Source organism: Haliea sp., from assembly GCF_041395985.1.
GTDB lineage: Bacteria > Pseudomonadota > Gammaproteobacteria > Pseudomonadales > Halieaceae > Haliea.
Window position 1 is genome coordinate 114,321 of record NZ_JAWKZJ010000005.1, and the last position, 13,713, is coordinate 128,033.

The 13,713-nt window shown below is 63.8% G+C and carries 12 protein-coding genes; 6 read left to right on the plus strand and 6 right to left on the minus strand.

Going from position 1 to position 13,713, the window contains the following annotated elements; translation table 11 throughout:
• Positions 1 to 61 precede the first annotated feature (61 nt).
• Together mgtE and yjgA are read left to right on the plus strand one after the other, a co-directional pair.
• Positions 62 to 1,411, plus strand: coding sequence for a magnesium transporter (mgtE, locus tag R3E49_RS10815; protein WP_371295063.1), 1,350 nt, complete (start codon positions 62 to 64; stop codon positions 1,409 to 1,411).
• Positions 1,404 to 1,973 carry a ribosome biogenesis factor YjgA gene (gene yjgA, locus R3E49_RS10820; protein WP_371295064.1) on the plus strand — a complete coding sequence of 190 codons (570 nt, stop codon included), beginning with the start codon at positions 1,404 to 1,406 and terminating at the stop codon, positions 1,971 to 1,973. The genes mgtE and yjgA overlap by 8 nt, the downstream gene beginning before the upstream one ends.
• Here yjgA and R3E49_RS10825 read toward each other — a convergent pair.
• The 6 genes from R3E49_RS10825 to R3E49_RS10850 are packed head-to-tail and all read right to left on the minus strand — an operon-like array spanning position 1,895 to position 9,933.
• A complete protein-coding gene (locus R3E49_RS10825) occupies positions 1,895 to 5,797 on the minus strand; it encodes a YhdP family protein (protein WP_371295065.1) in 3,903 nt (1,300 codons plus the stop codon). The genes yjgA and R3E49_RS10825 overlap by 79 nt on opposite strands.
• Positions 5,790 to 6,950 carry a ribonuclease E/G gene (locus R3E49_RS10830; protein ID WP_371295066.1) on the minus strand — a complete coding sequence of 387 codons (1,161 nt, stop codon included), beginning with the start codon at positions 6,948 to 6,950 and terminating at the stop codon, positions 5,790 to 5,792. Before R3E49_RS10830 ends, R3E49_RS10825 begins: the two co-directional genes overlap by 8 nt.
• A complete protein-coding gene (locus tag R3E49_RS10835) occupies positions 6,943 to 7,533 on the minus strand; it encodes a nucleoside triphosphate pyrophosphatase (RefSeq protein WP_371295067.1) in 591 nt (196 codons plus the stop codon). The genes R3E49_RS10830 and R3E49_RS10835 overlap by 8 nt, the downstream gene beginning before the upstream one ends.
• A 2-nt stretch (positions 7,534 to 7,535) precedes the next feature.
• Positions 7,536 to 8,024: a rod shape-determining protein MreD gene (gene mreD, locus R3E49_RS10840; protein ID WP_371295068.1), complete on the minus strand. Its 489-nt coding sequence runs from the start codon at positions 8,022 to 8,024 to the stop codon at positions 7,536 to 7,538.
• Entirely contained in the window at positions 8,021 to 8,875 is an 855-nt protein-coding gene (gene mreC / locus R3E49_RS10845; protein ID WP_371295239.1) for a rod shape-determining protein MreC, read from the minus strand. Before mreC ends, mreD begins: the two co-directional genes overlap by 4 nt.
• A gap of 20 nt (positions 8,876 to 8,895) precedes the next feature.
• Positions 8,896 to 9,933 (minus strand): rod shape-determining protein, encoded by a 1,038-nt coding sequence (locus R3E49_RS10850; protein WP_290744755.1) that lies wholly within the window; start codon positions 9,931 to 9,933, stop codon positions 8,896 to 8,898.
• Positions 9,934 to 10,173: 240 nt separating this feature from the next.
• Here R3E49_RS10850 and gatC point away from each other — a divergent pair, with 240 nt between their 5' ends.
• The 4 genes from gatC to R3E49_RS10870 are packed head-to-tail and all read left to right on the plus strand — an operon-like array spanning position 10,174 to position 13,697.
• Positions 10,174 to 10,461 (plus strand): Asp-tRNA(Asn)/Glu-tRNA(Gln) amidotransferase subunit GatC, encoded by a 288-nt coding sequence (gatC, locus tag R3E49_RS10855; RefSeq protein WP_371295069.1) that lies wholly within the window; start codon positions 10,174 to 10,176, stop codon positions 10,459 to 10,461.
• Positions 10,462 to 10,489: 28 nt separating this feature from the next.
• Entirely contained in the window at positions 10,490 to 11,947 is a 1,458-nt protein-coding gene (gene gatA, locus R3E49_RS10860) for an Asp-tRNA(Asn)/Glu-tRNA(Gln) amidotransferase subunit GatA (RefSeq protein WP_371295070.1), read from the plus strand.
• On the plus strand, positions 11,944 to 13,410 hold the full coding sequence (gene gatB / locus R3E49_RS10865; RefSeq protein WP_371295071.1) for an Asp-tRNA(Asn)/Glu-tRNA(Gln) amidotransferase subunit GatB: 1,467 nt from the start codon (positions 11,944 to 11,946) through the stop codon (positions 13,408 to 13,410). The genes gatA and gatB overlap by 4 nt, the downstream gene beginning before the upstream one ends.
• Entirely contained in the window at positions 13,407 to 13,697 is a 291-nt protein-coding gene (locus R3E49_RS10870) for a PA4642 family protein (protein ID WP_371295072.1), read from the plus strand. Before gatB ends, R3E49_RS10870 begins: the two co-directional genes overlap by 4 nt.
• Positions 13,698 to 13,713: the final 16 nt, after the last annotated feature.

Consider the following 13,713-nt stretch of genomic DNA (forward strand, 5'->3'; position numbering starts at 1 on the left):
CGCTTTGCCGGATAATCTGCGCTGCATTGCCACCAGCCCCTTTTCCGCGGACCCGTAAGCCATGGCGCAGCCCTCATCATCACAGGCAAGACTCGAACGCCTGTCCCACGCGCTGGGGAGTGGCACGTTTGCCGATGTCAAACGCATGCTCAACGGTCTGCCTGCTGCCGATGTCGCCCACCTGCTGGAATCCTCGCCGCCCAAATTCCGCCATATCCTGTGGCAGATGGTGGAACTGGAGAACGAGGGGGACGTCATCAACGAGCTTGGCGACGAGCTCCGCGTACACTTCCTCAGCGACATGGATGCCGCGGAAGTCGCCCAGATTACCGAACACCTGCAGGACGACGATCTCGCCGACATCCTGCAGCAGCTCCCGGACCGCATAACGCGGGAAGTTCTCGACTCGATGGACCACCGGGACCGTGCCCGTCTGGAACAGGTCATGAACTATCCGGACGACACTGCCGGCGGCCTGATGAGTACCGACACCATCACCATCCGCCCGCCATTGACGCTGGATGTGGTGCTGCGCTATCTGCGCCGACACACCGAGATACCTGCCATGACCGACAATCTGATTGTCGTCAATCGCAATGATCAGTTTATCGGCCTGTTGCCGCTGAACACGCTGTTGGTGTCCGACCCCTCGGCCACCGTGCGGGAAATGATGCTCACTGATGTTCCACCGATTCCTGCCTCCATGCCGGACGATGAAGTGGCGCGTCTGTTCGAGCGCAATGACTGGGTCTCGGCCCCGGTAGTGGATGACGACGGACGCCTGCTTGGCCGTATCACCATTGACGACGTGGTCGACGTGATCCGGGAAGACGCCGATCACTCGCTGACGTCGATGGCCGGCCTGGCTGAAGATACCGACACCTTCGCGCCAGTACTCAACACAGCCAGCAGGCGTGCCATCTGGCTGGGAATCAACCTGGTCACAGCATTCATTGCCGCCTCGGTCATCAACATTTTTCAGGATACCATCGAAAAAGTAGTGGCGCTGGCGGTGCTGATGCCGATTGTGGCCTCAATGGGGGGCATCGCCGGGACCCAGACGCTGACGGTGATGGTACGCGGTATCGCCCTGGGACAGGTCAGCAAGAACAACGAATCCTGGCTGATCCACCGTGAGGTGGGGGCGGGTATCCTCAATGGCCTGTTGTGGGCAGCCGTGGTGGCAGTAGCCGCGTCCGCCTGGTTTCAGGACTGGACCCTGGGCCTGATCATCGCCCTGGCCATCATCATCAACCTGGTCACGGCCGCGTTTACCGGCGCGGCCCTGCCCCTGCTGCTGAAGCGACTTAAAATCGATCCGGCCCTGGCGGGTGGCGTAGTGCTGACTACGGTCACTGACGTGGTCGGATTCTTCTCATTCCTCGGCCTGGCGACCTGGTTTTATGCCTGATTACACCCCTACCGATGAGCATGACGATTTCGAGCCGCCCAGTAAAAGTGAGCTGAAGCGGCGCATGACCGCGCTGCAGAATCTGGGCGAAGCACTCACCGCGCTCAGCGACAAGCAGTTGCAGAAGGTACCGATTGAGGACACTCGCCTGCTGGAAGCCATCGCCGAGGCCCAACGCATTACATCCAACAGCGCCCGGCGCCGTCACCTGCAGTTCATCGGCAAACTCATGCGCGACATCGATGCCGAGCCGATTGCTGCCGCGCTGAGCGCCATGCATCAGGAGCAGCATCGGGCCGCAGCCCATTTCCAGGGGCTGGAGGCTCTGCGGGACCGGCTACTCAGCGAAGGCCCGGATGTTATCGGCGACGTCGTCGAGCGCTGGCCCGATACCGACCGTCAACACCTGCGCAATTTGCTGCTGCAAGCCCAGCGTGAACAGAAACGCGGCCAGGCACCGGCGGCTGCACGCAAGCTGTTTCGCTATTTGCGCGAGCTGGCGTCGGCTGCCGGCGATGGCGATGCGCTGGATGCTGCAGCAGACGGCGACGACGAATCCTGAACCGCCTCACCCGGCGCCGGCACAGCTTCCACAGGCGCTGCGCCATCGCTGGTGTCAAATATCCGATCCAGCCGCACCTCCGGGTCCTGCCAGGTGCCGGAAATGTCATAGACCGCACTGGATAACTGGGACACCTGCTTTTCAAACAGTTTGCTGACCACGAATACCCCCGCAGCAACCGGCAGGCCAGCTGTGAGGGCAGCAACCCAGGGCAGGTTACTCGCCACCGGCAGCGTGGCAACCAGCTCCCCATCCAGCGTACGGGAGGCAATCTCCGAGCTGCCACTGAAGCGGAAGCTGGAGCCCGCTCCGGATACCGCCAGCTCCGGCACGCGAATCATTCCATCCTGCAGTTGCAACTCCCCCTCCATACTGTCAAAGGGAATACCTGACTCAAACCACTGGGTCAGGCTCAGGCGCTGCACAATGTCCGCCAGATTGAGAATGCTCACCACACGCAGCGCGCCAGAGGCGCCCGCCGAGGCATTGAGGAAGCGACCCTCATCCAGCGCCAGCGACAACCTGCCACTGGCATTGGCCAGGGCGAATCGCTGCGGTGCGCCCGGCCATTGCATGTCCACTTCAAAGCGGCCCTGCTCTGTTTCAAGGATGGCTTCATAGCCCAGTGCTGCCAGGGTATCGGCGAGGTCAGCCGCCACCAGATCCATTCTCAAACGGCTTCCCTCGTCGGACCAGGTCAATCTGGCTTGCGGGTCAGAGGCGATTTGCAGACCCGCGAGCTCGCCCTGCAGCTGTTGCACATCGAGCGTGCGATCGTCGGGACGCAGCACAAACGAAAGCTGGCCCAACGGCCTGCCCCCGCGCAGGACTTGCCCAATAGCGACATCGATATCCGGCCAGTCGTTCACAACACCGGGATCGGGGGACTCGCCTCCGCCCGTGGACAGGCCGGCAAGGTCCAGCGCGTCGATATTCAGCACCAGCTTGGACAGACTGACGTCCGCTCGTCCTGCGGCACGCATCCAGGGGGTCTCGACAACACCCCGCCAGCCCTGCGCCATCTGCTGCAGGTTGATCAGCACATCCTGCCAATCCTGTCCACGCAGCAGCAAGCTATCCACGAGAAGCTCCTCGACCACCAGCTGCGGGCCGGCTGCCGGGTCCACAGCTGCCCGCCGCGCACGCAACATCGGCTCAAGGGCAGACTGCCAGGCATCAACATCCACTAACGCCGCGTGCCCGGACACGCGCACCTGTCCCTGCACCAGCGGTAAAGGCTGGTCCTGCAGCGCCAGTGATGCAGCGCCCAGCTGACCGTCGGCGAGGGCAAGACGCGCTGCGACACGGTCGCCAGCGCGCAGATCAAGGGTTAACGGCCCTTTTCCCAGTGCGCTGTCAACAGTGAAGGCGAGTGATTCATGCGCTGCCTTGCCCCAGGTCTGGGGCAGCGCCAGGGTCACGCCCTGCAGGTTCGAGCGCAACTGCAACTGCGGCGCGGTCCCGGGCACGATGGCCAGCGTCGCTGTGACCGGTGCCTCGCCGGTCGCCAGCGCCGGTACTGCGTCACCCAGCCAGTCCCGCAGCGATGCCACCTCGACGTCTCCAGCAACGGCAAGGGTTACCCCGCCTCCATGTGGCGCGGGTTGTGACAGGGACACCGCCAGAGGTCTGCCCCACAGGCGTGCCGTCATACCTTCCGTGGCGAACCCACCCACGCTGGTATAGCGCAGCGCTCCATTCAGTGCATCGATCTGCAATTCGCCGGGGCGTATGGCCAGCGACGCGTCGGCAAGAGCGACATCAAGCGCGACCTGCGCGGGCGATTGCGCCTCCCCCAGGGGAAGATCCAGAGTCAGGTCAAGCATCAAGCCACCCTCCGCGGACCACTGCTGCAGCGCGCCCTGCAGGCTCTCATCCAGTGGCGACTGGTTGATTACCCGCAGTCCGTCCGCCGCGCTGCCTGCAACATGGGCGGTGATTGCCAGCCGCATTTCACCCGCCGGCGAACGCCAGGTTTCCGCAGACAGGTCGGAGACAGCTGCATCGTAGAGCCGTGCCGCACCCGCCCACACGCTGACCCGGGTGTCATCGATGAGTACGGTACCCTCGGGGACGGACAGCGCGGGCCAGCGCGGGTGGTAGGCCAGTTCGGCATCACGCAGCGCGAAAAACAACTGTACGGTACGGCCCGCCGGTACATCAGGACGGAGACTGCCACGCCAGAGAAAACCGCCGGCATCAAGCGCTGCCTGTTGCACACTGCTGTCCAGCCACTGCAGCAGGTTCTCGTCGAGGATATACGGCAGATATCGGCTGCGATAGCGGGCATCGGAGTCACGCATACCCACCAGCAAATCCATTTCTATGCCGTTACGGGTTGGCCCCCACGGAATCCACAGCCCGAGAAGCGCCTGTGCCATGCCCTCCTCTCCCACGGCGGTCAACAGCCCGCTGTGCAGCTGCACGCCGGCTTCTGTCCAGCTGATATCGAGGTCCCCAAAGAGTTCTCGGTAGGCGAGCGGTTGACGGTAGACAGTGGGGAATTCCAGGGTAATATTTTCACTGTCCAGCATCACACGACCGCTGGAAGGTGTGAGCTGAAGATACCCACTGGCCCCGGTTACGCCCGGTGCGCCGTGCCAGGACGCCAGGGCAACGTCGGTGAAGGCTAGCGACAGATCCCATGCGCGCGCTTCCGCGGTCATATCATCCATGGTGAATTGCAGCTCCCTTAACGCACCCCTCGGTTCCAGCTCCTGCAGCACATCGGTCAGGGCGGCCGGTAATACCCCCGCCGTACTCACCAGTTCTGCCGTTTTCGCCAGGGGAAGATCGCGCCCGCGCAGACGCAAAGAGTCACCCCAAACATCCATCTGCAACCGCGGTACAGCCAGCTGGCCACCCGCGTAGGCCAGCTGCACATCGGAGACAAAGACGCTCAGGCGCTGCCCTTGCTGCTGCAGGCTCGCCTCCAGACTGAGATGCTCCACTGGGAGCGCCCAGCCACCGACCTCACCGCGCAGCACGAGATCCTTGCCAGACAACCTCAGCTGCAGACCGTCGAGTCCTGCATTCCAGTCCAGCCAACCCTCCAGCCGCGCCTCACCGCTGGCGCCCAGCGGCAGTCGCCGATCCCACAGGGGACGCCAGCGGTCGAGGCTCGCCAAATCGACAAGCTCGGCGTTTACGTACACCACACCACTGTATTCCGCCATCGCAAGGGGATCGCCAATACCCTCGGCGAGTATCCGGATGCGACTGCCATCCTCCGCCTCCAGCATCGCGCGCAACTGTCGGTGACTGCCCTCGCGTTGCAACGCCAGGTCGAGCCTGAGCAGGTCTTGTCGCGCGTCCGGGGACTGCAGTTGCAGTGTGTTCTGCTCCAGCGTCACGTGCCGGCTGTCCAGCAGCAGTGCCCGCAGGCGCGCCGTTGCATCACCACCGCTGCCACCCAGTCCCATGAGGCGAAATTCCCCGGCAGCGGTGACCTCGCCCGACAAGAACAAATGGCTGAGACGCAGGTGCCCGATACGCAGGGAGCGTTGCAGCAGGCTGCCCCAAACATCTATGGCGACACGCCCTCCTCCCACTGACAGCGGCTCACCGTCGGGAAACCGCAGCTGCACATCACGGAAGACCAGCTCGGGCCCAAAGCCGTGCCACTCGGCGGACAGGGCTCCCTGCTCAATCACAAAAGGTACCCGGGCGTTCAGCACATCCAGCAACCAGCGCTGGTTGGCTTCCACCATTCCGACCAGCAAGCGCCCAGCACTGACATACACTGCCAGCGAGACCACGGTGGCAACGATCAGGCGCCACAACAGCTGGCTCAACCGGTGATACATCGACAGCGCTTCAGTCATGGCCGCGGACCAGCTCGGACAGCGGCGCACCGGCCTGGCGGCGCGTGAACAGGACAACACCCAACGGGTCGACCCGGTGCACCCGGCCGCAGGCCCCATCCTCCTCCAGCGCTGGCTGGAGTGCATCCAGCACCTGGCGCCAGGCCGCGGAATCGGTCAGGGAGACAAAATCAACTGCGATGAGGCCACCGATGCCGCGCAGGCGCAGCTCCCGGGGCACTGCCGCCACGGCCTCGAGGTTGGCCGTGAGCGCAGCGTCGCTGCTCCCGCTGCCGGCACCTGTATTGACATCGACAGTGGTCATGGCCGACGTCTGCTCGATAATCAGGCTGCCACCCGACGGCAATGCAACCCGCGGCTGTAACAAGGATTCGATGGCCGTATCCACGCCGCGACGGATACTCAAGGGGACACTGCCGCCGGCGTATTCCACCAGGGGCGCAAAGGCGGGTCGATACACCGCGCACCAGCTGCGCAGGGCGGCCGCAGTCTCGGCGTCGGCGACACGAATTGTGCACGGCGTGGGCCCTGGCAGGTCACGCAAGACACGCTGGGCGAAGGGCAGTTCCTGCACCAGCACCCGCGGTGGCCCCTGCAGTGCAGGCGCCGCGTGCAACGCCTGCCACCTCACGGCAAGCAATCGGGCCTCCTCGCGCAACAGCGCCTCGGGTGCGTCCGCCGCCGCAGTGCGCGCCAGCAGGCCGGCACCCTCGATCCCCGCTGCCAGCTCGGCCAGCAGGCTGCCCAGCCGGCGACGTGACGCCGGGTCCTGTATTCGGCGCGACAGACCTGTGCCCTGCCTGCTGGCCAGCAGCACCAGGTGCGATCCGGGCAATCCCAGCACGGCACTGAGCTGTGGACGCTTGTCACCCACGCTGTCGCGGGTCACCTGCACCAGCAGGCGCTGCCCCTGCCGCAGAGACGCCGGGCACTGTGGATGCGCCAGCGACAGCAGTCCCTGCAACCCCGGCTCAATCGTTACGAATGCCGCGTCCATCCCGGGCTGTATGCGCGCGACACACCCGCTGTAGATACTGCCGACCCGCGAGGGACTGGCGCAGCGCTCCAACGCCAGCGCCTGCAACACGCCATTGCGCAGGCGGGCCATTCGGTGCAGGAACGCGTCCTCGCTGATCAGTATCTCGTCATGCATCGACGGGTCCGAGAAGGCCAGCCACGCCGTGGGCGGACAGCAACGCCCAGGTCTCCGCCAGGGGCAGGCCCACCACGTTACTGTAGCTGCCTTCAATGCGCTGCACGAGGGCGCCCCCCAACCCCTGGATGCCGTAACCGCCCGCCTTGTCCCAGGGCTCATCAGTTGCCAGATAACGCTCGCACAGTTCACGGGTCAGGTTGATGAACGTGACGTGGGTTTCCACGGCCACCTCGGCGCAATCCTCGGCGTGGACCAGGCACACCGCAGTGATCACCGAGTGCGTGCGCCCGCTCAGCCGCGCGAGCATGCCCAGGCCGGAGAAATGATCGGCGGGCTTGCCGAGGATATCGTCATCGATGACCACCGTGGTATCAGCGGCAAGCACCGGCTCTGCGGAGCCGCGACGGGCCTGCACGGCCATGGCTTTCTCCCGTGCCATGCGCACAACGTAATCCTGCGGAGCTTCGCCCGGCTGCGCGGACTCGTCGATGTCTGCCGGATCCACCGCAAAATGCACGCCGAGCTGCGCAAGGAGCTCCTGACGGCGCGGAGAGGCAGAGGCAAGGATGAGTAGAGACATGGTCAGGTAATCCGGTAGTAGCGTCGAACGCTGCGCAACACCTGCAGGACCACGGGCCAGAGCAATGCGCTGGAGAGCGCCGGCAGCAAAAACCACAGGCTGCGCGCGGCAGCCCCCTCAAGGTTCTGCACCCACTGGCCGATGAGCTGATGCAGGCCAATCAACACAAACACGACACCACACTGCTGCCAAAGGCTGAACACCCGCAGGCGCTGGTAAACCAGCTGGGCACAGAGCGCCACCACGGCCAGGGAAAAGGCATTCTGGCCCAGCACCGCGCCTTCCAGGGCATCGACCAGCACGCCCAGCACGAGGGCAGTAAAGATGCCAATTCGGTGTGGCAGCGCAATACACCAGTAGAGCAACGTCAGGGCGACCCATTCCGGGCGCCCCCACTGCAACCATTCCGGCAACGGTACGATTGCCAGCAGCGCGGCGAGCAGGAAACTCGTTGCTACGACGGTAAACACCACCCCACTGCCAGTGGTCACGGCATGGCCTGCGCAGGCGCCGCGTCCTCTGCCGCTTTGACAAATACCAGCAGGACGTGCCGACTGCGGTTCAGCGCAGCGGTCGGTCGTGCCAGAACCCGCGCAAAGGGTTGCCCGGGATCTCTCTGCACGAGTACCACCTGGGCAATGGGATATCCGACAGGGAAGCGCCCGCCGAGGCCGGAGCTCACCAGCAGGTCGCCCTCGCGAATGTCCGTGGTCGCGGAGATATGCTGCACCTCCAACGCGTCAAGCGAGCCGGTGCCCTCGGCGATCGCCCGCACCCCGTTGCGGTTGACCTGCACCGGTACTGAGTGCGTCAGGTCGGTCACCAGCAGCACCCGGGAGGTGACTTCACCCACCTCAACCACCTGGCCCATGAGGCCGTCCGCATCGATCAGGGGTTGCCCGACATACACACCGTCAGTACTGCCCTTGTTCAACACCAGCTGATGCCGCATCGGGTCCGGAGACACGCCGATCAACTCTGCCACCAGCACATCGCTGCGCAACATCGCCGTTGAGTTCAGCAGGCCGCGCAGGCGGGTGTTCTCCGCCTGCAGCGAGGCCATCTGCAGTGAGCGCCCCTGCAGCAGCAGATTCTCCCGCTGCAGCCGGGCGTTGTCTTCCAGCAGCCGTGCGCGCGAGCGAATGTGCGTATCCTGCCACTGGCCAAGGCGTGCGGGAATGTCCGCCACCCAGATCAGCGGTGCAACCAGCGTATCGAGCACCGCGCGGCTGTGATCGAGCTTGTTGTAGCGCAGGTCAGCGGCGATCAGGCAAACCACCACCAGAATGGCCAGCGATATGCGCAGGCCGAGGTGGGATTCCTTGAGAAATAGCGGCTTGATAACAGCCCCCGCCGCGCGCCCTACTCGGTGGAGAGCAGGTCAATCGTGTGCCGATCCATCTGCTCCATGGCCCGACCGCCGCCGCGTGCTACGCAGGTCAGGGGGTCTTCGGCGACAATAACGGGCAGGCCGGTCTCTTCGGAAATCAGGCGATCCAGGTCGCGCAGGAGCGCACCACCGCCGGTGAGCACAATACCGCTTTCGGCGATATCGGCCGCCAGTTCAGGGGGGGATTGTTCGAGAGCCGACTTCACACCCTGGACAATGGCCTGCAGCGGGTCCTGCAGGGCTTCGAGTATCTCGTCGCTGTTCAGGGTAAAGCTGCGCGGTACGCCCTCTGCAAGGTTGCGACCACGCACGTCGATTTCACGCAGCTCACTGCCGGCGAAGGCACAACCGATTTCCTGCTTGATACGCTCCGCGGTGGCGTCGCCAATGAGGCTGCCGTAGCGCCGGCGTACATGCGAGACAATGGCCTCGTCGAAGCGGTCGCCGCCGATACGCAGCGAATCGCGGTAAACCACGCCATTGAGTGAAATAATGGCGATTTCTGTCGTGCCACCGCCGACATCCACCACCATGCAGCCGGTGGCTTCCTCGACATTCAGGCCGGCACCGATGGCCGCCGCCATGGGTTCCTCGATCAGGCGCACCTCACGCGCACCGGCGCTCAGTGCGGACTCGCGAATCGCGCGCCGCTCGACCTGCGTCGACATACAGGGCACGCAGACCAGCACACGTGGGCTGGGCCGGATGAAGCGGCTTTCGTGCACACGGGCTATGAAATGCTGCAGCATTTTCTCGGTCACCTGGAAATCCGCAATGACGCCGTCCTTCAGTGGGCGGATAGCGGTGATGTTGCCCGGCGTGCGCCCGAGCATGCGTTTGGCTTCGGTGCCCACTGCTTCGATGGTTTTCTGGCCGTTGTGAAAACGGATCGCCACTACCGAGGGCTCATTGAGAACGATGCCCTTGTCGCGCACATAAATGAGCGTGTTCGCTGTACCCAAATCGATAGAGAGATCGTTTGAGAACACGCCGCGCAGCTTCTTCAACATGAATTTTGACTACCTTGTGAATAGATCGGGGAACTCCCTACCGGAGCTCAGCGACACCCCTTCGCGGCGGGCCTCAGGGCCCGAGAGGCCTGCAGTTGAGAGACCGCCTCGTTCATTATTCTGCGGTGTGTAACCTGGCCAATAACTGTATCAATGGCGGGGATTTTGGGCAAGGCGCAAATGTGATAACTTTACGCCCCCGCCGAGAAGGCGGCAGGCTCGCTGATGGTAGTAAATCGAATGACAGTACACCAGGACGACATTGAAAAGCTGGCCGAGCTGGCCCGCTTGCGCATAGCCCCCGAGGCAGTGGCCGAGGTCACCGATCGCATCGCCACCATTCTCGGGCTGGTGGACCAGCTGCAGTCGGTGGATACCGCGGCGGTGGAGCCCATGGCCAATCCGCTGGACGCGGTCCAGCGCCTGCGCAGCGATGCGGTCACCGAGGAAAACAGGCGTGAAGCCTTCCAGGCCATAGCTCCCGCCGTGGAGAATGGCCTCTACCTGGTACCCAAAGTCATTGATTGAAGCGGCAAAGCCGCCCTCGGGACGTCACATGCATGATCTTTCAGTCGCAGAGCTCGCTCACGCCTTGCGCAGCCGGGAATTCACCAGCACCGAATTGACCCGGCACTGCCTGCAGCGCGTACGCTCGCTGGATCCACAGTACAACAGTTTCATCACCGTGGACGAAGCCGGCGCGCTGGCGGCTGCGGCGTGCGCAGATGCCAGGCTGGCGGCCGGCGAGCAAGGGGCTCTGCTCGGTATCCCATTGGCGCACAAGGATATTTTCTGCACCATGGGCCTGCGCACCAGCTGCGGCTCCAAAATGCTCGACAATTTTGTTCCACCCTACGACGCCACCGTCACCCGGCTTTTGCGTGACGCCGGCACCGTGCTCCTGGGCAAAACCAACATGGATGAGTTCGCCATGGGCTCGTCCAGCGAAACCAGTTTTTATGGCAGCACCCGCAACCCCTGGGACACCACCCGGGTTCCCGGCGGCTCCTCCGGCGGCTCTGCTGCCGCAGTGGCGGCGCGACTGGTGCCACTGGCGACTGGCACCGATACCGGCGGGTCCATTCGCCAGCCGGCTGCGTTCTGCGGTATCACCGGTTTGAAGCCCACCTACGGGCGCGTGTCGCGGCTGGGCATGGTGGCCTACGCCTCGAGCCTCGACCAGGGCGGGCCCATGGCGCGCAGTGCCGAGGACTGCGCGCTGCTGCTCAACGCCATCGCCGGCCTCGACCCCCTGGACTCCACCAGCTCGGCCCACCCGGTCGAGGACTACACGGCACAACTGAGCCAGCCGCTGACCGGGCTGCGCATCGGCCTGCCGCGAGAGTATTTCGGCGACGGGCTTGATACCGCTACCGGAGACCGTATCCACGCGGCACTCGCGCTGCTTGAGCAGCAGGGAGCAACACTGGTCGACATCACCCTGCCCCACACCGAGCTGAGCATCCCAACGTATTACATCATCGCCCCGGCGGAGGCCTCGACCAACCTGTCACGCTATGACGGCGTGCGCTACGGCTACCGCTGCGAAGCACCCCGCGACCTGCATGACCTGTATACGCGCAGTCGGCAGGAGGGCTTTGGCGACGAGGTCAAACGGCGCATCCTGGTGGGCACTTTTGCCCTCTCTGCAGGCTACTATGACGCCTACTACCGCAAGGCACAGCAGGTTCGCCGCCTGATTCGCCAGGACTTCCTCGACGCGTTTACCAGCGTGGACATCATTGCCGGGCCCACCACCCCGGGGCCTGCCTTCGGCCTCGGCGCGAAAACCAGCGACCCACTGGCCATGTATCTCGAGGACGCGTACACACTTGCAGTCAACCTTGCCGGGCTGCCCGCGATGTCGGTACCCGCGGGGCAGGCCGACGGGCTCCCCGTTGGCCTGCAGCTGATTGGCCCGCATTTCGACGAGGCCCGCCTGCTGAATGTGGCGCACCAGCTACAGCAGGTCAGCGACTGGCACAGGCAATCACCCGGGGGGACCTCAGCATGAACTGGGAAGTGGTCATCGGGCTGGAGGTGCATTTGCAACTGGCCACCGAATCGAAGATCTTTTCGGGTGCCGCCACGCGCTTTGGCGCTGAGCCGAATACCCAGGCCTGCGCGGTGGACCTCGCCATGCCGGGCATGCTGCCGGTGCTCAACGAACAGGCCGTGCGCTACGCCGTCATGTTCGGTCTGGGCATTGGCGCGGAAATCGGACTGCGCTCGGTGTTCGACCGCAAGAACTATTTCTATCCGGACCTGCCGAAAGGCTACCAGATCAGCCAGTTTCAGGAGCCCATCGTCGGGCGCGGGCATTTTGACATCCAGCTGGAAGACGGCAGTGTGCGCCGCATCGGCATCACCCGCGCCCACCTGGAAGAGGATGCCGGCAAGTCGCTGCACGAGGACTTTCACAACCAGACGGGTATCGATCTCAATCGCGCCGGTACGCCACTGCTGGAGATCGTCAGCGAACCCGACCTGCGCAGCGCAGAAGAAGCTGTTGCCTACCTCAAGACGCTGCACAGCCTGGTCACCAGCCTGGGGATCTCGGATGGCAACATGGCGGAGGGCTCCATGCGCTGTGATATCAACCTGTCACTGCGCCCCGCAGGCAGCGAGACACTGGGGACGCGCGCGGAAATCAAGAACGTCAATTCCTTCCGCTTCGTCGAGAAAGCCATCCACCACGAAATAGAGCGACAGGCAGACATTCTCGAAGCGGGTGGACAGGTGGTGCAGGAGACCCGCCTGTACGATGCGGAGCGTGACGAAACCCGCTCCATGCGCAGTAAAGAGGTCGCCAACGACTACCGCTACTTCCCAGAGCCGGACCTGCTGCCCGTGGTGATTGAGCAAAGCTGGGTCGACAGCATACGCGCCAGCCTGCCCGAGCTGCCCGCGGCCAAACGCGAGCGTTTCATCGCCGACTATGGTCTCAGCGCCTATGACGCGACGGTATTAGCGGCAGAGCGTCCTCTCGCAGATTTCTATGAAGCCGTGGTAAAACACTGTGGCGACGCCAAGATAGCGGCCAACTGGGTGCAGGTGGAGCTGCTCGGGCAGCTCAACCGCAGCGACCTGACCCTGAACGAGAGCCCGGTGGACGCGCAGGCCCTGGCCGCACTGCTGCAGCGTATTCTCGATGGCAGCATTTCCGGGAAGATCGGCAAACAGGTATTCGAGGCCATGTGGGCTGGAGAGGGTGATGCTGACAGCATTATCGAAGCCCGCGGCCTGCGCCAGGTGAGCGACAGCGGCGCCCTTGAGGCCATGGTCTCCGAGGTGATCCGCGCCAATCCGGAACAGGTGGCCCAGTATCTTGCGGCGGATGAGAACCGGCGCAAGAAACTCTCCGGCTTTTTTGTCGGCCAGATCATGAAACTGTCCAAGGGACAGGCGAATCCGCAGATGGTCAACGATCTGCTCAACCAGCAACTGGCAGATGCCGGTGGACACGGGGACACATGAGAAAAGACAAGGAAAAGGTCATCGATGAAGTCTGGACCGAGGATCACATCCGCAGCTTCCTCGAGGTGCGCTCGCACGATGGCAGCGACCACGACTTTCACATGTTGTTGAAAGCCTACCAGAGCATGCGCGCGTCCGACTTCCAGCTGTTCGTGGACTTTTTCACTGCCGAGGGCCGCAATCTCCTGGCAACCGGTAAGGATGGCCGCAGCGTCCTCGACATCATTGGCGAGCATCGCCATGGCACCGAGTACGCGGAAATCCTGCGGCGCGCTGCCGGGCCCTGATACCAGGACGGAAAGT

Coding starts and splice junctions, on each gene's coding strand:
- mgtE (WP_371295063.1), top strand. CDS start 62: ATGGCGCAGCCCTCATCATCACAGGCAAGACTCGAACGCCTGTCCCAC.
- yjgA (WP_371295064.1), top strand. CDS start 1,404: ATGCCTGATTACACCCCTACCGATGAGCATGACGATTTCGAGCCGCCC.
- R3E49_RS10825 (WP_371295065.1), bottom strand. CDS start 5,797: ATGACTGAAGCGCTGTCGATGTATCACCGGTTGAGCCAGCTGTTGTGG.
- R3E49_RS10830 (WP_371295066.1), bottom strand. CDS start 6,950: ATGCATGACGAGATACTGATCAGCGAGGACGCGTTCCTGCACCGAATG.
- R3E49_RS10835 (WP_371295067.1), bottom strand. CDS start 7,533: ATGTCTCTACTCATCCTTGCCTCTGCCTCTCCGCGCCGTCAGGAGCTC.
- R3E49_RS10850 (WP_290744755.1), bottom strand. CDS start 9,933: ATGTTGAAGAAGCTGCGCGGCGTGTTCTCAAACGATCTCTCTATCGAT.
- gatC (WP_371295069.1), top strand. CDS start 10,174: ATGACAGTACACCAGGACGACATTGAAAAGCTGGCCGAGCTGGCCCGC.
- gatA (WP_371295070.1), top strand. CDS start 10,490: ATGCATGATCTTTCAGTCGCAGAGCTCGCTCACGCCTTGCGCAGCCGG.
- gatB (WP_371295071.1), top strand. CDS start 11,944: ATGAACTGGGAAGTGGTCATCGGGCTGGAGGTGCATTTGCAACTGGCC.
- R3E49_RS10870 (WP_371295072.1), top strand. CDS start 13,407: ATGAGAAAAGACAAGGAAAAGGTCATCGATGAAGTCTGGACCGAGGAT.